The 19535-nt window shown below is 37.2% G+C and carries 13 protein-coding genes; 5 read left to right on the forward strand and 8 right to left on the reverse strand.

Going from position 1 to position 19535, the window contains the following annotated elements:
• Window positions 1-157 precede the first annotated feature (157 nt).
• Window positions 158-1003 carry a lysophospholipid acyltransferase family protein gene (locus tag QM491_RS10530; RefSeq protein WP_283327453.1) on the forward strand — a complete coding sequence of 282 codons (846 nt, stop codon included), beginning with the start codon at window positions 158-160 and terminating at the stop codon, window positions 1001-1003.
• 74 nt (window positions 1004-1077) lie between these two features.
• Here the strand turns inward: QM491_RS10530 and QM491_RS10535 are convergent, their stop codons facing one another.
• Both QM491_RS10535 and folP read right to left on the reverse strand, forming a co-directional pair.
• Entirely contained in the window at window positions 1078-2322 is a 1245-nt protein-coding gene (locus QM491_RS10535) for a tetratricopeptide repeat protein (protein WP_283327454.1), read from the reverse strand.
• 98 nt (window positions 2323-2420) lie between these two features.
• Window positions 2421-3257 (reverse strand): dihydropteroate synthase, encoded by an 837-nt coding sequence (gene folP / locus QM491_RS10540; RefSeq protein ID WP_283327455.1) that lies wholly within the window; start codon window positions 3255-3257, stop codon window positions 2421-2423.
• 214 nt (window positions 3258-3471) lie between these two features.
• Here folP and QM491_RS10545 point away from each other — a divergent pair, with 214 nt between their 5' ends.
• The 3 genes from QM491_RS10545 to QM491_RS10555 all read left to right on the forward strand — a co-directional run bounded on the left by QM491_RS10545 (window position 3472) and on the right by QM491_RS10555 (window position 6025).
• The gene (locus tag QM491_RS10545) at window positions 3472-4032 is read left to right on the forward strand and encodes a DUF1599 domain-containing protein (RefSeq protein WP_283327456.1); all 561 of its coding nucleotides are present in this window, start codon (window positions 3472-3474) and stop codon (window positions 4030-4032) included.
• Between the two features lie 333 nt (window positions 4033-4365).
• Window positions 4366-5466 carry a BT_3928 family protein gene (locus tag QM491_RS10550; protein WP_283327457.1) on the forward strand — a complete coding sequence of 367 codons (1101 nt, stop codon included), beginning with the start codon at window positions 4366-4368 and terminating at the stop codon, window positions 5464-5466.
• A 34-nt stretch (window positions 5467-5500) separates the two neighbouring features.
• Window positions 5501-6025 carry a shikimate kinase gene (locus tag QM491_RS10555; RefSeq protein WP_283327458.1) on the forward strand — a complete coding sequence of 175 codons (525 nt, stop codon included), beginning with the start codon at window positions 5501-5503 and terminating at the stop codon, window positions 6023-6025.
• Between the two features lie 51 nt (window positions 6026-6076).
• Here the strand turns inward: QM491_RS10555 and QM491_RS10560 are convergent, their stop codons facing one another.
• The gene (locus QM491_RS10560) at window positions 6077-7729 is read right to left on the reverse strand and encodes a hypothetical protein (RefSeq protein ID WP_283327459.1); all 1653 of its coding nucleotides are present in this window, start codon (window positions 7727-7729) and stop codon (window positions 6077-6079) included.
• A 166-nt stretch (window positions 7730-7895) separates the two neighbouring features.
• Window positions 7896-8975 (reverse strand): hypothetical protein, encoded by a 1080-nt coding sequence (locus QM491_RS10565; protein WP_283327460.1) that lies wholly within the window; start codon window positions 8973-8975, stop codon window positions 7896-7898.
• Between the two features lie 431 nt (window positions 8976-9406).
• Between QM491_RS10565 and proS the strand changes: the two genes are divergently transcribed.
• Complete coding sequence (gene proS / locus QM491_RS10570; protein ID WP_283327461.1) at window positions 9407-10885, forward strand: proline--tRNA ligase; 1479 nt, start codon at window positions 9407-9409, stop codon at window positions 10883-10885.
• Between the two features lie 265 nt (window positions 10886-11150).
• Here the strand turns inward: proS and QM491_RS10575 are convergent, their stop codons facing one another.
• From QM491_RS10575 to QM491_RS10590, 4 genes are all read right to left on the reverse strand, one after another.
• Complete coding sequence (locus QM491_RS10575; RefSeq protein WP_283327462.1) at window positions 11151-12758, reverse strand: family 16 glycosylhydrolase; 1608 nt, start codon at window positions 12756-12758, stop codon at window positions 11151-11153.
• Window positions 12759-12879: 121 nt separating this feature from the next.
• The gene (locus QM491_RS10580) at window positions 12880-14460 is read right to left on the reverse strand and encodes a PKD domain-containing protein (protein WP_283327463.1); all 1581 of its coding nucleotides are present in this window, start codon (window positions 14458-14460) and stop codon (window positions 12880-12882) included.
• A gap of 28 nt (window positions 14461-14488) precedes the next feature.
• Complete coding sequence (locus QM491_RS10585) at window positions 14489-15988, reverse strand: RagB/SusD family nutrient uptake outer membrane protein (RefSeq protein WP_283327464.1); 1500 nt, start codon at window positions 15986-15988, stop codon at window positions 14489-14491.
• Window positions 15989-16035: 47 nt separating this feature from the next.
• Window positions 16036-19485 carry a SusC/RagA family TonB-linked outer membrane protein gene (locus QM491_RS10590; protein ID WP_283327465.1) on the reverse strand — a complete coding sequence of 1150 codons (3450 nt, stop codon included), beginning with the start codon at window positions 19483-19485 and terminating at the stop codon, window positions 16036-16038.
• Between the last annotated feature and the right edge of the window lie 50 nt (window positions 19486-19535).

A 19535-nucleotide genomic window follows, 5' to 3' on the forward strand; every position in this document is an offset into this window, starting at 1 on the left:
TTTTAAGTTAAAAAATCTTTTTTCGCAGAATTCCCCAATGTTTATTTGGAATTTATTATTTCAAATAATCACATTACAAAAGGATTTATCTTGATGATATTATCAGGTATTGCTATCATAAAACAGTAGTATCCTGAATTTTACCAAAATCAAACTTATGTTATTCTTCAGACTCCTTTCAAGACTTCCAATGCCAGTGTTGTATGTTTTTTCGGATTTCTTATTTTTTGTAAGCTATTACTTAATTAAGTATCGTAGAAAAGTAGTAATAATGAACTTACAAAATTCTTTTCCCGAAAAAACAGCCAAAGAACACCAGATGCTCGCCAAGGCTTTTTATCATAACTTGTGCGATGTGATTGTTGAGTCTTTAAAATTACTCACAATTTCGGTAAAAGACTTAGAGAAAATGGTGGAGATAAATGGTCAAGAGGTGATTGATGAATGCTTGCGTAACAATGAAGTCATGTTGATTATGTCGAGTCATATCAATTGTTGGGAACTTGTACCGCCAAGAACAACACAAACAGGCGTACCTATCGATGTGATTTATAAACCACTTTCGAGTCCATTTTTTGACAAATTAATGTACACGATTCGCTCTCGCTTCAATATTACGCCCATTCCGATGAAGCAAACTTTTCGTGAAATGGTAAAAAAGAAAGGACAACCTCGTATTGTGGGTATTATTTCAGACCAAGCTGCCGAAACACCAGATTTGGCTTATTGGACTACTTTTTTACACCAAGAAACAGATTTCTTTTTGGGTACTGAAAAAATGGCTCGTAGTTTCAACTATCCCATTTTGTATGGAGAAATGGTTCGCAAGCGTCGTGGAAGATATGTAATCAATTATTCGCTACTAGTAGAACGACCTTATGAGCAATATCAACTAGGTAAAATCACGGAAATATATGCCCGAACTTTAGAAAAATCTATTCTAGAAAACCCATCTGACTGGCTCTGGTCGCATAGGAGGTTTAAGCATAAGAGAAGTAAATGAGGGGTAAGGCACTAGGCAAAGAGGGATTGAACAATAACCTCGTTGCCTATCCCCTTTTTGCCTGATGCCTTTTTTTAATGATCCTCCACTTGCAATGAATCCGAAGTGTCTATTCTTAATGAATCAGCTTTTACTCCTTTCATATCTTGTGCGTAGATTTTGGGTACTGGTGCTAGATTGAGTTTTTGTAACGCTACATTTAGATTGACACAATCTATGTTTTTCTTATTTTTTTCTAATTGACAAGTTCTAGCATATTCTTGGTAATAGATTTTACTTAATTCTGTATCTTTTAAATATTTCTCCTGAAGTTCAGCCAGTTTAAAAATGGCTTTCGGACGCTGATAGGTATCGATAATATATTTGTAATCTTTCGCAGCCCAATTATATTCTTTCAATCGTACATTGGCATCAGCAATGGCTAAACGATAATCTGAAATTTTATCGGAAGTTCCAAGCTTTATTGCTGTGAACATATTGTTGGTTCCTTTGATAATCATATTTTGATCTGTAGTAGCTAATAAGGCATATCCCAAGCCCGCACGAACCAATTCATTATCGTCTCCCCTTTCTATCAGACGATTGAAAAGAAATATAGACTGAGCCAAACTATCCAAATAAAAATAGGAAGTTGCTAGTAAGCGCTGATACAAAACAGTAGAATCACCTTTTGAGAGGGTGTACTTCAAATCCTTTCGTACTCGTTCGTAATCAAAGTTCCGATAAGAATATCTAGCACGCAATTGTCGCATCTTAATAGAGTTACTATCCAATGCTATTCCCTTTTTGATGTAAATAATCGCTTGATTATCATGCGTTTCATTCAGTAAAAGATTAGAAATATCCGCCAAAGCATCTATATCGGAAGAATCCAACTTTATAGCTTTTTGAAGCAAGGCTATTCCCTCCTCAATTTTTCGTTGCTTTACCAGATTTCTTGCCACTTCCTTCAAATAAAAATGATTAGTTGTATCAAGTGCCACCAGTTTTTGGTAATAAAGTAATGATTGAGAAACATTAAATTCTCGGTCTGAGATGCCAGCTAGGCTCATCAAAAGCTCTTGAGATTCAGGAGTTTTTTCCAATAATTGTAAATAATATTTTTTGGCCTGAGGAAGATGTCCCAGTTTTTGATGGCAAAAAGCCAAGGTCATCAAATTACCTTGAGTAAGGGTATCTTCTTTGCTAGACAAAAGCTGAATAGCCTTAGTATATTGCCCTTTTGAAATAAATTCTTGCCAAGAATTTGCTCCACTTTGACCAGTGGTCAAGGTATGAAACAGAAGAATAAAAAGAGGGAGTAATAGGAGTTTCTTCATAGTAGTTCGAAGGGTAATAAGGTTTATGATATTTACCCTTCGAATTTATAACTAAATTTTTAATTACAAAACTAAATAAATAGTTTTATTTAAAAGCTTTATCTGGCTTTCACAGCGTCAATCAATCGAATCGTCTCTATCGCTTCTTTTACCTCGTGCACTCTTAGAATATTTGCTCCTTTCATCAAAGCTACAGCATTAAGGGCTGTTGTTCCATTGAGTGCCTCGGAAGCTAAAATATCTAGTTTTCGCCAAATCATAGATTTTCTAGATACCCCTACTAACATTGGTAAATTCATCACTTCAAAATCTGGTAAGTGATTGAGCAATTCATAATTTTGGTCAAGGTTTTTAGCAAATCCAAAGCCTAAATCCAAGATAATATCACGTTGGTTGAATGTTCTTAATTGGGCGACTTTTTGTTGCAAGTCATCCAAAACATCTAGAACTAGATTATCATAATGCGTAAACTGCGTCATGGTTTCGATGGTGCCACGCATGTGCATGAGGATGTAAGGCACATCGCCAAAACTGGCTACAGTTTCATACATTTTATCATCCAACAAACCACCTGATACGTCGTTGACAATCACTGCTCCTGCTTCTACACAAGCTTTGGCGACATTGGAACGAAAGGTATCAATAGAGATTAATGCTTCGGGAAAATGTTTTAGGATAATTTCTGTGGCAGGCAAAACTCTTTTGATTTCTTCCTCCTCCGACACAGGCATAGCTCCTGGACGAGTAGAATGTCCTCCCAAATCTAGAAAAGTAGCGCCAGCAGAAAGCATTTTTTCTGCTTGATTTAATATTTCCTCCTCGGTATGCACACGACTTCTTTCAAAAAAAGAATCAGGAGTAATATTCAAAATCCCCATTACACGAGGTTGAGCAAGATCTATCAGTTTGCCACGGCAATTAATTAAAGTCGTCATCACATATAAAATTTAATGAGGCAAAGATAAAAGCAATTCTAAACTTGGCACCACAAAGGTATCCTTAAACTAGATTCTAGTACTGATTAAAAGAATATTGTTAGAATTTTGAACTGAATGCGGTATTTTTGCAAAAACATTTCACATAGATAACCCATCTGTATCCAGCTAAGATTCAATAAATGGCAGATATTTAGCAACAGATTTTCCCAAAATGACAAAAACAGAATTTGAGTATCGTCAAATAATTGCGATTTGTAGAGAGCTTTTCCAGAAAAAAAATAAAGATTATGGCACTTCTTGGCGTATTCTTCGCTTGTCGAGTCTGACTGACCAGATTTTTATCAAGGCACAGCGTATTCGTTCTATTCAAGAAAAAGGAGTCCAAAAAATTGATGATGGTATCGAAGGCGAATTTATCGGTATTATCAACTATTGTATTATCGCGATGATTCAAAAGCAATTAGAAGGTTCTGCACAAATGGAATTTTCTGAGCATGAATTAGGCGATTTATACGATGAACAAGTAGCAAAGACCTTGAATTTGTTATTGAACAAAAATCACGATTATGGTGAGGCGTGGCGCGATATGCGTGTAAGCTCAATGACAGATTTAATTTTGATGAAAATCTTCAGAACGAAACAAATTGAAGATAATCAAGGTCAAACTTTAGTTTCAGAAGGCGTTGAAGCCAACTATCAAGATATGTTGAATTATGCTGTTTTTTGTCTTATTCAAATGGGTATGGCGCAACAGCAACAACAGCAACAGTAGTTTCTCTAAATTTGAAAATGTGAAGATTTGATAATTTGAAAATGATTTTAATATTTGTACAAAAACAAGACTATTAACTATCATCTCTTTAAAACTCTATAATCTTCTCATTTTCATTTCCATTTTAACAGTTCATTAACAGTTTTATGTAATGAGCTGTCTTAATTTTGTTCTTTCATCTAGAAAATAATTGAAATGTATTTTGGTTGAATACTTGTATATTTAGCTATACTTTCAAAAATGGCATATTTTTGGTTGTTTTAAAGTTTTCTATCCAATCTAACATTTCACATTTTAGCCCTAATATATACAAGAAGCCCCTTTTTATCTATCATGAAATTTCTCGCACATTTTTCCCGAATCTTTGTTGGTGTAATATTTATTTTCTCAGGACTCATCAAGCTCAACGACCCTATTGGTACCGAAATTAAGCTCGAAGAATACTTCGATGTATTTGCGACTGATTTTCCTTGGATGGCTGGCTTTTGGCATTTCTGGGTACCTTTGGCATTATATGTATCTATTTTCTTGTGTACACTAGAGTTAGTATTAGGGGTATGCTTGCTTGTACAATACAAACTTAAAAGCGCCTCTTGGATATTATTAGCCACAGTTGTTTTCTTTGGATTTTTGACCTTTTATTCGGCTTATTTCAACAAGGTAACCGATTGTGGATGTTTCGGAGAAGCCATCAAGTTGAAACCTTGGACTTCCTTCATCAAGGATATGGTTTTGATGTTTTTCATTTTAATAATTCTATGGCAACGTCATGTTTTTGCTGATAAAAAAACAGGTTGGGCTGTTGCACTATCTTTGGTTTTTTGTTTGGCACTAGGAACTTATGCAGTTAATTACCTACCAGTAAATGATGGACTTCCTTATGCTATTGGTGAGAATATCCAGAACAACATGAAGCCTGCCGAAGCGCCTAAGTTTAAGTATATCATGGAGAAAGATGGCAAAGAGCAAGAATTTATGGAGTATCCAACAGATACAACTTGGAAATTTAAGCAGATGATTCAGTTGAATGAAGATGCAGCCAAAGCTCGAATTACAGATTATAACCTTTATCGCACTGGTGACTCTATCGACTACAAAGCTGAAAGTTTTGTAGGTAAAAAACTGATGATTGTGAGTCCATTTGTGGAAAAAGCCAATACAGAACATATCGAACAGATCAGACAGTTGGTTAAAGATTTGAAAGGCTCGGATGTGACAGTATGGTTTGTGACATCTTCAACTGATGAGGGTGCGCAAAATTTCATGAAACAAAATCAATTAGATATACCTGTATTAAACGCTGATGTTAAAGTATTAAAAACCATTGCTCGTGCCAACCCTCTAATTTGGTTATTGCAGGATGGTACTGTAAAAGGCAAATGGTCGAGTAAGGTAACACCTGATAAAGAAGAAGTTTTTTCAAAATTACAATAGCTGTTGGCCGAAAGGCTGATTGATGTTAACCAATATGAAGAATATATTTTTAGTGGGAATGCCTTCCTCAGGAAAAAGTACGCTTGGCAGACAATTAGCCAAAGCAATTGGATACAAATTTGTTGACATGGATGAATTAATCGAGCGTCATGAAAACCAAACAATTCCTGAAATTTTTAAATGGAAAGGTGAAAACCATTTTAGAGAAGTAGAAAGCGTAATATTGAAACAATTCACGCCCAACCAAAAACTAGTGATTGCTACTGGAGGTGGAGTTCCGTGTTTTTTTGATAATATGGATTTTATCAAGGCTAATGGAACAAGTGTTTTTCTAAATGTTCAACCAGAAGATTTATTTAAAAGAATCAAGCTTTCTGACGCGAATAATCGTCCGTTAATTGATAAAAGTAATAATAATCAAGCTTTGCTTGAAGATATTAAAAAGCGTTATGACACTCGTCTCCCTTTTTATATGAGAGCCGATATCAAGATAGATGGAAACATCGAAGTGCAGCAACTACTTTGGTTGCTAGATGAAATCAACGAAAAACAGCTTTAAAAAAAAAGCGTCCTCAGTCATACTGAGGACGCTTTTTTTTAATATAATATCTTAGAAATAAACCCCAAATGTTAATACTCCTCTTATCCAACTTTGATTCATAGTTGCAGTTGCATATAAAGCTGAATCGTTCAACACATACGGATTATATGCTTGTTGGGTCTTGCCATACAATCCTGTCAAATCAACATAGAATGTTCCAGTTTTGACACCAAAACCCGCAGAATACACCATCATTGCACGATTGACTGCATCGTTGTCAAAGTTTGAATTGTAGGGATTTTGATAGTAAGCAATACCTCCACGAGCAGCAAACAAGCCCATTCGGTATTCACCTCCTACTTTTACGTTCAAAACATTTTTATAAGTATTCTGAATAGACTTTGTATAAAAATCTAAATCTCCCTTAAAATACGCATCATTCATATTAGTACTAAGTTTCATACCCTTGTAAGCAACATATTCTAAGTCAGCAGAAATAAAGCCTTTTTTGCCAAAGAAATATGCCATGCCCCCACTAGCCTTGAAAGGAGTACGAATTTCATAATTTGAGCTTACTGGTTGAGTAGATAGTTTAGGAATACGAGTGATATAAGAGGTACCTCCTGTATTAGAAATTCCATATCCAAGCGAAACCAACTTACTACCAACAGAATTACTACCTGACAGCACATCTGACGAAAGCTGAATACCTCCAGTCTTACTAGCATCAACATCAACACTCAGAGTAGACGAAGTAGTTTCATCTACCGAATACCATGTTGGCGTAGTAATAGTAGCACCGATACGGAAATTATTAGTAGGTTTAATAATTGTACCAACTGTCAGATTGATACCTTGACCAGTAGTAGTTAAGTACTTAGAAAACGCAAAGGAACGAATGGCATCATAGTTTACGATATTCTCACTAAAATCGGTTTGGGTTTCGTATCTAAAGCTTGGTAACCCCAATGAGAACCCAATATAAAACTTCTCATTAGCGGTTCCACCATACCCAATAGTCCACTGACTTGTTCGACCCGATGCTTGAAAATCGTATCTTTGATCAACTGATTTTCCTCCTTCTGCACCAACAAATGGGTCAGAGCTAGTCCCATTTGGATTAATCAAAAATGACCAATAGTACATATCTGTTTGATAATAAAAATTCGGTGCATCATTGGTTAAGCCATCTTTAAAATCATTCAGTGTTAAACCATTATCTCTAATATCACGGTTCGTAATTTCGCCAAAGCTATCCATCATAGAACTTTGGAGATTACGCCCAGAAAAACTCACTTTATTATACAAGGAGCTTTGTCGATTATATGAAATAGACCAACTGCCTCGCCAACTATCTTTGTACATAGGTTCTTGTCCACCAAACACAATACCAATATTAGCAATATTAAAATTGTCAGTATTGGCATTTGTTTTTTTGGTATCTATATAACTAGCTACATTGGAGTTTAATTGAAAAGAAGGAGAAATCGAAAATTCAGACCGAGTATAAAAACCCAAACCCGCAGGGTTACTTGATGTCGACGAAATATCAGCACCAAGTGCCGAGTGACTTCCTCCCATAGCCTGAAACCTAGCCGAACCACTTGGGGCAGTTTGTGAAAATAAACGAGCTAAAGCATCATAATTGTTATCTTGTGCAAAACCAGCGCTAATAGAACTCATACATAGCGACGCAAGCAATACTTTACGAATATTTTTCATGGTAATCTTACGGTTTAAAATCATATTCTTTATAATAAGGACAGCTATATTGGTAAGACCCCTCATCATATCGAGGTAACCAAACGGACTTTGTTGCTAATTTAACGTAAAAAAGCCTCACAAAGTACAACTCTGCGAGGCTTCGAGTGTTAATCATTTGTTAATATTATCTTGGACCACGAGAGCGACCTCCGCCTCCACCGCCACCTGAGCTACCACTTGAAGAACTTCCACTTGATGAATTGTTCCAAGTTGAATTTGTAGTAGAATTGGTTGATCTGTTATTGTTATTAGAAGACCAATCCCAAGAATTATTACGTCCGTTTGAATAGCTACTATTTGCACTTCTCGATGAGTTTGTAGTTGTTCCTGTATTGTAGTTGGCACTACTACCATCTCTTCTTGGACGTGAATAATAATCTGAATTAGAGTTTGAATAATCTGCGTTTGTACGACTTCCACGGTTGTAAGCAGCACCTCGATTATTATTGAAGTCTGAGTTGTACGCAGAAGAAGCATACGCTGGTCTTGAACGATATTTGGCTGGAGTTTCAGCTCCTATAACAGAACCTACATAACTATTGTAATTGTTATAATAACCACCATAATACCCTCCATAAGCTAAAGCACCATAACCGTAAGGGCTATAAAAACTATTATATCCAAAAGGACTGTAGCCATATCCAAACGAATTGCCATACATCCAACGGCTACTTGACCACCCCCAATATGGATCATAAAAATTAGAATACAATGGATCGTAGTATCCCATAGTTGAATAACCAAATGGAGACCAACGACTATATCCAAGTCCAAATGAAATAGCTGGGTTTGAATACCAATTATTTAGTCCATAATTGCCATATCCGTTGTTTAAACCATTAGCAAAACCATTGTTGTAGCCATTATTATAACCCACAGAATAGTCGTCTTGGTTTTGATAAACAGAGCGAGAATTCAACCAATTTTGTGAATAATATTCGTTGGTACCCTGTGCTGAATTGTTTGTAGAATTACCGTTACGATATACAGGAGCTTGATAAGTAGACTCATCGTAACCTTGCTCATTGTATATTCGTCCACCCAAAGTAGCGGGTCTTACATCACTTGTCGAAGCGTACAAGTCATCGTAAACTTCACTACCTGAGCTTTTGGAAACAATTGCTTGTTTGGAGGTATTACAACCCCAAACTAAACCTATCAACGCTATAGCTGAAAGGTGCTTTATTGAATGCTGAAGGCTCATAGCTGTTCGAATTTTAGATTGTAGGAGTATTTTCAATAAAATAAAAATATATTAAAAGGTATCAGCAATCAGTGAGTTTTTTAAGTTTTTGTATAATTGCAAATGCTATATTAATAGCTCATTATTTTGTATTTTTCTAAGACAAAATACATAGATTAATAACTTAGCCAAAATTTCTTGTAACAAACTTACTACAAAAACTTATCTTTGCAAGATAATTAACACAACATTAACAAAATTAAATCTTTAAATGTTCCAATTGTCCAATACTTTGAAAATGAACTAAATAAGGCTATTTTACATTCATTTTTTTATATTAAGACTATTAATAGAACGTTTTCCCCTATTAGTTTTGTACATTTTTCGCCGATTTAGCGTTATTCTAATCTTATTCTAAGCTAAAAAGGCATTAACCAACCATAAAACAACCCATGAGCAAAGGCTTACCAAAACGTAGCGAAAATTATTCTGAGTGGTACAACGAACTTGTTAAGCGTGCCGATTTAGCTGAAAATTCTGCCGTTAGAGGCTGTATGGTAATCAAACCTTACGGTTATTCTATTTGGGAAAAAATGCAACGTGCTTTGGACGATATGTTCAAAGAGACAGGACATACAAATGCTTATTTCCCACTTTTTGTACCGAAAAGTTTATTTGAAGCTGAAGAGAAAAATGCAGAGGGTTTTGCCAAAGAATGTGCTGTAGTAACTCACTACCGTTTGAAAAATGACCCTGATAATAAAGGTAAATTAATCGTTGACCCAAATGCTCGCTTAGAAGAAGAACTCGTTGTTCGACCAACGTCTGAGGCTATTATTTGGAGTACTTATAAAAACTGGATTCAGTCATACCGTGACCTTCCACTTCTGATTAACCAATGGGCCAATGTTGTTCGTTGGGAAATGCGTACACGTTTGTTTTTACGTACTGCTGAGTTCTTGTGGCAAGAAGGTCATACAGCGCATGCTACTAAAGAGGAAGCAATTGCTGAAACTGAGCAAATGTTGGATGTATATGCCACATTCGCTGAGGAATTTATGGCTGTACCTGTTATTCGTGGTAAAAAAACTGCCAACGAACGTTTTGCAGGTGCTGATGATACTTACTGTATCGAAGCAATGATGCAAGATGGAAAGGCTCTTCAGGCTGGTACATCTCACTTCTTAGGTCAAAACTTTGCAAAGGCTTTTGATGTAAAGTTCTCTAACAAAGAAAATCAACAAGATTATGTTTGGGGTACTTCTTGGGGTGTATCTACTCGTTTGATGGGTGCTTTGATTATGGCACACTCTGATGATGAAGGTCTTGTATTACCTCCAAAATTGGCTCCAATTCAAGTGGTAATTGTACCGATTTTTAAAGGTGCTGAACAATTGGAAGCTATTTCTGAGAAAGTATTACCTATCGTTAAAGCTTTGAAAAAATTGGGCGTTTCTGTCAAATTTGATAACTCAGACAAACAATCTCCAGGCTTCAAATTTGCTGAATACGAATTGAAAGGTGTTCCAGTACGTTTGGCAATCGGTGCTCGTGACCTTGCCAATGGCACTGTTGAAATTGCACGTCGTGATACCAAAGAGAAAAAGACGTATGAAATCGAAGGCGTAGTAGAGGTTATCCAAAATCTATTGGAAGAAATCCAAGAAAATATTTATAACCGTGCTTTGTCCTTCAGAACAGAAAATACCCTTGAAGTTGACTCATGGGATGAGTTTGTAAAAACGTTGGACGAAAAACCTGGGTTTATATCTGCTCACTGGGATGGTACGCCTGAAACAGAAGAAAAAATTAAAGAATTAACCAAAGCTACCATTCGTTGTATTCCTTTGGATGCAAAAGAAGAAGAAGGCAAATGTATTTATACAGGAAATCCTTCATCTCGTCGTGTAATCTTTGCAAGAGCTTACTAGGATTTAGTAAAATGCAATTGAGCAATCAGTAATTATCTTCAGTTAAATTTTATTTGTAGAAACGTATTGAGTTGCGTCTAAAGCGTTGATATTACCCAAAAAGGCGGTCGAAAATTATTTTTCGACCGCCTTTTTTGATATTACTATGCTTGATAGGACTCTGTTTTAGACGTAAAGTATTACGTCTCTACGGCTAGAATACTAATTTTAACATAATTACTCATCCGCTCAATGAGAAATGACATCGTGCTACTGAATCTTCCTTTTACTGGTAAACTCTAATATAATCTACCTCCATTGTCGCAGTAGTAAAGGCTGGGTCGATGGTTCCTCCCAAATTTCCTCCTAGTGCAATATTCATAATAAAGAAGAAGTCTTTATTAAATGGCAATGAACTATTATTGGCAAAAGTGTAAAATAATTTATCATCAACATAAAACTTAATGCTGCTTGCCGACCAATCCAAAGAATAGGTATGAAACTCTGTGGAAGCATTTGTAATAGTTGTACTTCCGCCATCAGCATTGCCCCCTGAGTGATTTGGATGATGAACAGTTCCTAAGATAACATTAGGTTTGTTACCAACCATTTCCATAATATCAATTTCACCGCAAGCTGGCCAACCTACTGTCTGAATATTAGATCCCAACATCCATAATGCAGGCCAAGTACCTCCTGCTGATGGTAATTTTGCACGAATATCAACACGGCCGTAAGTAAAAGAATACTTATTGAGCGAAAGTAAACGTGCAGACGTGTAGTTTGAGCCTTGATAGGTTTCTTTTTTTGCTGTAATTTTCAAAACCCCACCTTGTACTACTGCATTATCTGCACGATTTGTGTAATATTGAACTTCATTGTTTCCCCAGCCATTATTATTGCCCAAATCATATCCCCATACGGCAGGATTCGGAGCGCCATCTGTATTGAATTCGTCCGACCAAACTAGTTTCTTTTCAGTGACTGGCGTCGTAGCTGACTTAGGTTTTAGTTTCATATACCACGCATTACCATCAGAGCCGATACTTCTGAGCGTTATGCTGTTTTCTGAAAGTGCTAAAATTTCATAACTGGTACCGCCTGTTCCAAAATTTACGATTCCATTTCCTGGTACTTTAAACTGTACTCTTGTCGAGTTTGATGAGGTGGAAGCAGACGTTGCTGGAGAAAAAGTTAGCGCTTTTGTACCTCCTGTACTAATATCATAGCAACCATCTGGTCCTGAAACACCGTAGAATGAAGTAGCTGCTCCTATCAATGAAGATTGACCTTTGTTATTGACATTCAAAGTAATTTGATTATTGGCAGTTTTGGCAAAAGTAATTTCGTCATCATACAAACAAGCGGGTCTTTGGTTTGGCTCGGCAGCATACCAACTTGGGGTGAAACCATCCGAAGGACCTACCCCCACATGACCTATTGCCTCATTATCTGTAATCCAAACTTTTGAACCCGTACCAGTCATTGCCGTTAAAATGTTACTCGGAATTTCAAATGCCACAAACACTTTTACCTTTTTACTAAGTGTTGTCATAGCACCGCCAGTCCCAATCGCATTTACTGAAACCACATATTCGTTAGTTCCAGGAGTTGCATATTTGTAAGCAACTTTCCCAGAAGGAATCATTTGGGAATTGCCATCGCCAAAATCTATCTTGTAAGAAAGTGCTTGCCCTGCTTGTGCAGCGATATTAACACTTCCTGTTCCATTACCATTTGGATTATTAGCATCTACTCCAATCACATCAGCGACTACAGTCAAGTTGCTTGGAGTAATAATATCACCAAAACCAAATTCTGTTTGCTTACAGGCTGTTAGACCAAGTGCGCTTGCAAACAAAAGCGTTGTGATTGATTTTATTGTATATTTCATAAGAGTCAAAATCTAAACATGAATAAATAATTCTAGAAAATTAGTCTAATGAGTAATAGTGGAAATGATGTATTGCTCATGTCGCACTATTACTCTGACATTTTTCTTTTTTTACTCCATTTTATTGAAGAATAATATCATCAAACCAATAAGTAAAATTGGCTGACCCATCTCCCATTGTTCCCAAATCAAAAATCAGCACTATTTTTTGATATGACTGACTTGCATTGATACCACTATAGTCGAAGGTTAGTTCTTCCCACGCATTAGCTTTGGTGGTGGTTACTTCTTTTTCAAAACTGACTGCTCCATTGGTTAGATTTTCTACTTTCAAAAGGACTTTAGCTCCTACTCGTGGAGAATATACCTTCATTTTAAATGTCTTTTTAGCAGAGAAATCAATTGGTGACTCTAAAGTAATAAATGAGCCTCCCCAAGTTTGTCCAGCAGATTTAACCATTTTACCAACCTTCAACGAAGTATTAATCCCTGTCTTTTGTGGGTTGTCAACAACACTCGTATTTCCTCCATCAAAATTGACGAAATCGTATTTTAAGCTAGAAGATTCGAATGTCAACGGCACCGTCAGACTTTCAGCCGTGACTGGCTTGTACAAACGAATATCATCAAATAAGAAAGTGTAATTGGCTGAGCCATCACCCATTGTCCCTAAATCAAAAATGAGTACAACTTTATGGTATGACTTCGTGGTATTGATAGCACTAAAATCAAAACTGAGGTCTTCCCAAGCATTGGCTTTTGTGGTCACTACTTCTTTTTCATAACTAATGCTTCCATCAGTAGCATTTTCAACTTTTAATAACACCTTCGCACCCACTCTTGGAGAGAACACTTTCATGGCAAAAAATTTATTCACAGAAAAATCCATCGCACTTCCTAAGGTAATCAAACTTCCACCCCAAGGCTGACCTGCATATTTAATCATTCTAGCCACTTTTGAAGAAGTATTAATACCACTTTTCTGAGGGTTATTGATAATGCTTACAGAACCTCCATCGAAGTTTGAGAAAGTATATTCTTGTCCAGCAGTTTCAAAATCTAACGGAAGCATCACAGGGCTCACAATCGATACATTTTGGGTAACAGTCGTGCTAGCAGCACCGCCACTCAACGCTACTACTTTGATGGTAAATGTGCCAACAGAGTTGTAAGTATAGCTTATGGTTTGCCCTTCGTTGAATGAAACAGGCACCTCGTTTGCAGTTTCACCAAAATAGGCTTTGAAATTAGTTTCGTACAAACCTTTAGCTGTAACATTGACCTTTTTAGGATTAGTTGGATCAATGGTGGCAGTCATTTCGACGTTTTCTGGAGCTTTGAAAGATACCGTTAATGGTAAAGTCGTTTCGGTGCTTTTTCCTCCTACATTAAATCCTTTCACTACAACACTATGATTGCCTTCAGGATATTTCCACTGAACTTTTCCACCAGGGTTGACTGTAGCTGGTGTAGCACCTGCTAAACCCGAAGCAACCGAAAAGTAGGCAACTCCTTCGCCATTAGGTGTTATGGTTACCATACCCGTATTATCTTGGGTGATTTCAAATAAAGCCGAAAGCTTACTTGGGGCACTTGCTTTATCCACAAATGCGATATCATTATAGAGTTGGTCTTGACACGATGGCAATACGAATACTGCCAATGCCAATCCAATGCTGGATGCTATATTTTTAAGATTCATGTTTTTCAAAGAAAAATGGAGATTGAGATTAATAACCAGGATTTTGCACAAGACCAGAAACTTCTATTTCGACTTGAGGAATTGGGAAAACTTCATTTTTACCCACTTTAAAACCCGTCAATTTTGTAGCTGCTTGGCCTGTTCTTACGAGGTCAAAAAAGCGATCGCCTTCCATTCCAAGTTCGAGGCGGCGCTCTTTCCAGATGGCATCACGTAGACTTGTGCCAGTAGCCGATAAATTGTGGTTATTATCGCCAAATGCTCTTTGACGAACCTTATTTAGATATACCAAAGCCGTTGCATCGTCTGGAGACGCTTTGCGGTTTAGTGCCTCTGCATACATCAAATACACATCCGACAAGCGAATGATACGCTGATTATTCAAATAGTTCAATTCAATTTGTCCGCTCGATTCTCCTTTGCGTGGAAGGTATTTCTGATTATACAGACCTGTATTTTTGTATGGAGCCACTTGATAAGTAATATTCATACTTGGATTAGCAGCCTTATATGCCTCAATATCTAAACAGGTAACTGCCTTACGGGTATCACCTGCTTCATAGGCATTCGCCAAATCTTGAGTAGGCAAATTGGTACTCCAACCAGCAGCGTAAGGGCTATTGCCAGTCAATCCACGAATACCACATTGTTGTACTGCATAATTACCTTGTCCACGAGTAGTACCACCCCAGTTGTAGTAAGGAGAAGCATTAGAATATTGAATTTCAAATACAGCTTCAGAACCATTTTCACCAGATTGCAAGAAGATATTTCCGAAATTACTGACCAAAGTATAAGGACCCTCAACCACGCTTTTGAGAACTGGAAGTGCTGCATCAAACTTATTTTGATAGAGATATACCTTACCAAGAAGTGCTTGAGCTGCATATTTGGTAATTCTGCCATTCTTTGGGTCAGTAGTTGGCAATACCGCAATGGCATTGGTCAAATCCTTTTCAATCTGAGCATAAATCTCGGTAGGTTTAGCTTGCTTGAGCGTTCTTGAATCAGCAATGCCCAATTTTTTATCTACAAAAAGTGGAACATTACCAAACACTTTAACCAAAGTGAAGTAATAATAGGCTCTCAAAAATGCCACTTCACCATACAATGCGTCTTTTCCAGTAAAGTTGACAGCTTCGCCTGATGGATTGGTATCTTTATATTGATAGAGATAATTAGCACGGTTTATTCCTTCATAAGCAGCCTTCCAGATTTCGGTTAAAGTTCCGTTTTGACTGTTTACTAAAAAGTCATCAATTTGTTGTAAGCTCAGTACGTCAGAGGCATTCTCACCTCCCGCAACCGCATTATCAGAAGCGATATCTCCAATTGGAACTACCTGATTTAGCCATTGAATTGGTGTGTAAACACTTACGCCCATGCTTCTATAGTCGGTTTCAGATTTAAGATAATCGGCATCTGTTACCTTGTAATCGTCCTTTGGACTGTAGTCAACCCATTGGGTGCATCCTCCACAAAGTGCCCCAATGACCAAGAATGTATATATGTATTTTTTCGTATTCATAATCCAGTACCGAGTTATTGTTCTCAGTGTTTTTTAATAAGATTAAACTAAAATTTCAAGTCAAGTCCCACTGACCAAGTACGTGCCTGTGGATATACCCCACGGTCAACACCTGTATCCAAAATTCCTCCTGGGATTTCTGGGTCAAATCCTGAATATCGAGTAAATGTGTAAGCATTTTTTACTTGCGCATAAACACGAATCTTACTAAATACTTTGTTAGATACCCAACTTGTTGGCAAAGTGTATCCTACCTGAATATTTTTGATTTTTACAAAAGAACCATCCTCCACGTATCTGTCTGACACACGGATATTGCTATTGGCATCTACAAAAGAAAAACGAGGGAATTTGGCGTCATTTGTTGAGCCTTCGCCAGTCCAACGACCTAAAATGCTTCTATCTTTATTTGAGTAAATAGCATTTCTTTCGTAAGCACGATATACATCATTTCCAACAGAGGCGTAAGTAAACATTGTAAAATCAAAGTTTTTCAAACTTAAACTAAGGTTCCAACCCATGGTAAAATCTGGAAATGGATTACCAATTTCTGTTTTATCTAAGTCTGTAATCTTGCCATCTTTGTTTACATCCACAAAACGGATATCTCCCGGCACTGCTCCTGTTTGAGTTGGTGCTTCACTGATTTGAGCTGCATTTTGGAATAAACCTGCTGTTTTATATCCATAGAAATACCCTGGTGCGTAGCCTTGTTGGAAACGTGTAACGCTTTGAGATTGACCGTTGAAATAATTCCCTCCTGGAATAATCGCAGTACCGTCTGAGTTAGTAGCAGTTACTAAGTTTTTAGCCGTGGTAAAAGTAATATTCGTGCTAAACTGCCCTTGTTTCGAGATAGGATAGGTAAAACCTAAGTTCAAATCAATACCATTACTTTTCGTAGAACCGATATTGGCTGTTGGAGGTGCGGCTGTTCCAAGATATAACGAAACAGATGGGGTAAACAAAAGACCATCCACAGATTTATCGAAATAATCAGCAGAAAGTGACCAGTATTTACCGAAACGAGTATCAAAACCTACGTTACTTTGAATCTGTTTTTCCCAACGCAAAGTAGTATTGGCATAAGAACCAACTGTTGACCCACTCACAAAAGAATTTCCGAAGGTATATCCATTACTGTTGGCATCGCCAGCGTAGCTTGGTCCACCCGAAATAATTCCAACATATTGAGGGCTTACGTTTTCGTTCCCAATTGTACCGTAACTTCCTCTGATTTTGAGGTAATTAATAAAGTCTACATTGAAAAAGTCTTCGCTAGAAACAACCCAACCCAACGAACCAGCATAGAAGTTGGCAAACTTATTATCGACACCAAAAGCATAAGAACCATCACGACGAGCAGAGAATGACACCAAATATTTGTCTTTCCAATCGTAGTTGATACGTCCAAAATAAGAAAGGTTTTTACGGAAATATTGACTATTTCCCATCGTAATAGCATTTACATTGTCTGCTGTATTGACACCAGTTGCGGCAGTAATATCAGCAAACTCCCATGAGTTAAATGGCACATCTTGACGAGAACCATTGGTTTCATCACCAGATACTTTCGCTAAGGAAATACCTGCAACAGTTTCAAAATGGTGTTCATTTGGTAAGGTAAAATTATAGGTCCCGAAAGTTTCGAAAGTGTAAGTATTATCAGTACGTTTTGATTCATAGACGCTATTATGACGACCTGTCACGGTTGAACCATCGGCATTCATGGTGTTTTCAACGTTGAGTGGACCGTAGAAAGCCAAAGGAGTAAATGATTTGTAAGTATTATTCCAATTAGTATAGCCAAATCTAGAAGCAAGCGTTAGGTTTTTGATTACCTCATATTGCAACTCTAATTTTCCGTACCATTTGTTACCATTGCTTTGGTTGTAGTTATTGTCAAGTTTTGTCAATGGGTTAAAAATCTCCGATAACAACAAATTACTAAATCCATATTTTCCCATGGTATTTGGCACTATATTCAACACAGGAACAGTTGGGTCAAAATTGAGTGCGCTACCAATAATAGAGTTAAATGAGTTTTCTTGAACACCTACACTTTGAATATTGACAAAACTAGTATTTGATAATAACTTAACTTTTTTACTAAGTTGAAAAGTCAAATTAGAAGTCAAATTCAAACGGTTGAAATTGGAGTTTTTACCCCCTCCTACAATACCATCTTGACCCGTATAACCTCCAGAAACAAAATATTGAACCTGTTCGCTTCCACCACGAACTGTTACATTGTGCGATTGTAAAGCGGCTTCTTGAAAAATTTGCTTTTGCCAATTTGTTCCAACACCTACACTTGATAAGTCTTTGAAAATCAAACCTCCACCTGCCAATGTACTTCCCTCGTTGAGGATAGCTGCATATTCTGTGGCATTAAGCACGCCAATGGTTTTCATCACTTGTTGTACTCCGTAGTTTGAACTTACCGAAACTTCAGCTTTTTGATTTTTAGCTCCGTTTTTGGTTGTTACTACGATTACTCCATTACCTCCTTTTACCCCATAAATTGCGGTAGTGGCAGCATCTTTCAATACGTTCATTGACTCAATATCTGCTGCATTGATAGCATTCAAATCATTTAATGTTTGCGGAACACCATCGATAATTACTACTGGGTCGGTACCCGAGAAAGAAGGAATACCACGAATCAACACGGTTGGCTTTGAACCTGGAGAACCATTGGAAATAATCGTTACACCTGAGGCACGCCCTTGCAAGGCATCTTCAGGACGTACAGGACGAAGGCGCTCAATATCAGCACCTTTCACTGTGGCAATAGCCCCAGATACATTTGTTACCTTTTGAGTACCATATCCAACCACCACTACTTCACCCAAATTTTGAGTATCGGGATTTAGGCTAATGTTTACCGTAAATCTATTACCAACTACTACTTCAGCTTTGATATACCCTACTGAGGAAACCACCAAAACGGCCTTTTCATCAGGAACAGTCAAAGTGTAATTACCTTGTTCATCTGACACCGTACCTTGATTAGTTCCCTTTATAGCAATACTCGCCCCGGGAATACCATCACCTTTTTCGGCGTCGGTAATTTTTCCTTTGATGGTTTGAGCTACGCTTGTGGTAGCCTTGTTTTCTAAAAAACCTCCTAGCTCTGTACGTTTTAGCAGAATTTTTCGATCTACAACTTCGTATGATATTTTAAGAGGTTTCAGAAGACTTTCTAGCAACGTAGAAAGCTTTTCTTTCTTAGCTGAAATAGAGACTTTTCGCCCAGAAGCAATAAGCTGAGGGCTATACATGAATTTCACATGAGCTTCTTGCTCAAGTGTTTCCAACACTTTTTCAAAAGCCTGATTAGTAGAGACAATGCTCACTTTTTGGTCGAGTAAATCTTGAGCTTTTACATTCCCAGCATTGGCAATTGACATGCACAAAACTGAGACAATCATCTGCACGAAGGAGATTCGCATAATCTTGATTGGAATCTTAGTGAATTGTCGTTTTTTTGACATAATTTTGATTGGTTGGTTGAAAAACTGACATAAAGCATCCTGTCCATCAA

It is taken from the genome of Flectobacillus longus (assembly GCF_030056705.1).
Classification (GTDB): Bacteria; Bacteroidota; Bacteroidia; order Cytophagales; family Spirosomataceae; genus Flectobacillus; species Flectobacillus longus.

Excerpts from the sequence above, each read along its gene's own strand:
- QM491_RS10530 (WP_283327453.1), top strand. The coding sequence starts at position 158 with ATGTTATTCTTCAGACTCCTTTCAAGACTTCCAATGCCAGTGTTGTAT.
- QM491_RS10535 (WP_283327454.1), bottom strand. The coding sequence starts at position 2,322 with ATGAAGAAACTCCTATTACTCCCTCTTTTTATTCTTCTGTTTCATACC.
- folP (WP_283327455.1), bottom strand. The coding sequence starts at position 3,257 with ATGACGACTTTAATTAATTGCCGTGGCAAACTGATAGATCTTGCTCAA.
- QM491_RS10545 (WP_283327456.1), top strand. The coding sequence starts at position 3,472 with ATGACAAAAACAGAATTTGAGTATCGTCAAATAATTGCGATTTGTAGA.
- QM491_RS10550 (WP_283327457.1), top strand. The coding sequence starts at position 4,366 with ATGAAATTTCTCGCACATTTTTCCCGAATCTTTGTTGGTGTAATATTT.
- QM491_RS10555 (WP_283327458.1), top strand. The coding sequence starts at position 5,501 with ATGAAGAATATATTTTTAGTGGGAATGCCTTCCTCAGGAAAAAGTACG.
- QM491_RS10560 (WP_283327459.1), bottom strand. The coding sequence starts at position 7,729 with ATGAAAAATATTCGTAAAGTATTGCTTGCGTCGCTATGTATGAGTTCT.
- QM491_RS10565 (WP_283327460.1), bottom strand. The coding sequence starts at position 8,975 with ATGAGCCTTCAGCATTCAATAAAGCACCTTTCAGCTATAGCGTTGATA.
- proS (WP_283327461.1), top strand. The coding sequence starts at position 9,407 with ATGAGCAAAGGCTTACCAAAACGTAGCGAAAATTATTCTGAGTGGTAC.
- QM491_RS10575 (WP_283327462.1), bottom strand. The coding sequence starts at position 12,758 with ATGAAATATACAATAAAATCAATCACAACGCTTTTGTTTGCAAGCGCA.
- QM491_RS10580 (WP_283327463.1), bottom strand. The coding sequence starts at position 14,460 with ATGAATCTTAAAAATATAGCATCCAGCATTGGATTGGCATTGGCAGTA.
- QM491_RS10585 (WP_283327464.1), bottom strand. The coding sequence starts at position 15,988 with ATGAATACGAAAAAATACATATATACATTCTTGGTCATTGGGGCACTT.
- QM491_RS10590 (WP_283327465.1), bottom strand. The coding sequence starts at position 19,485 with ATGTCAAAAAAACGACAATTCACTAAGATTCCAATCAAGATTATGCGA.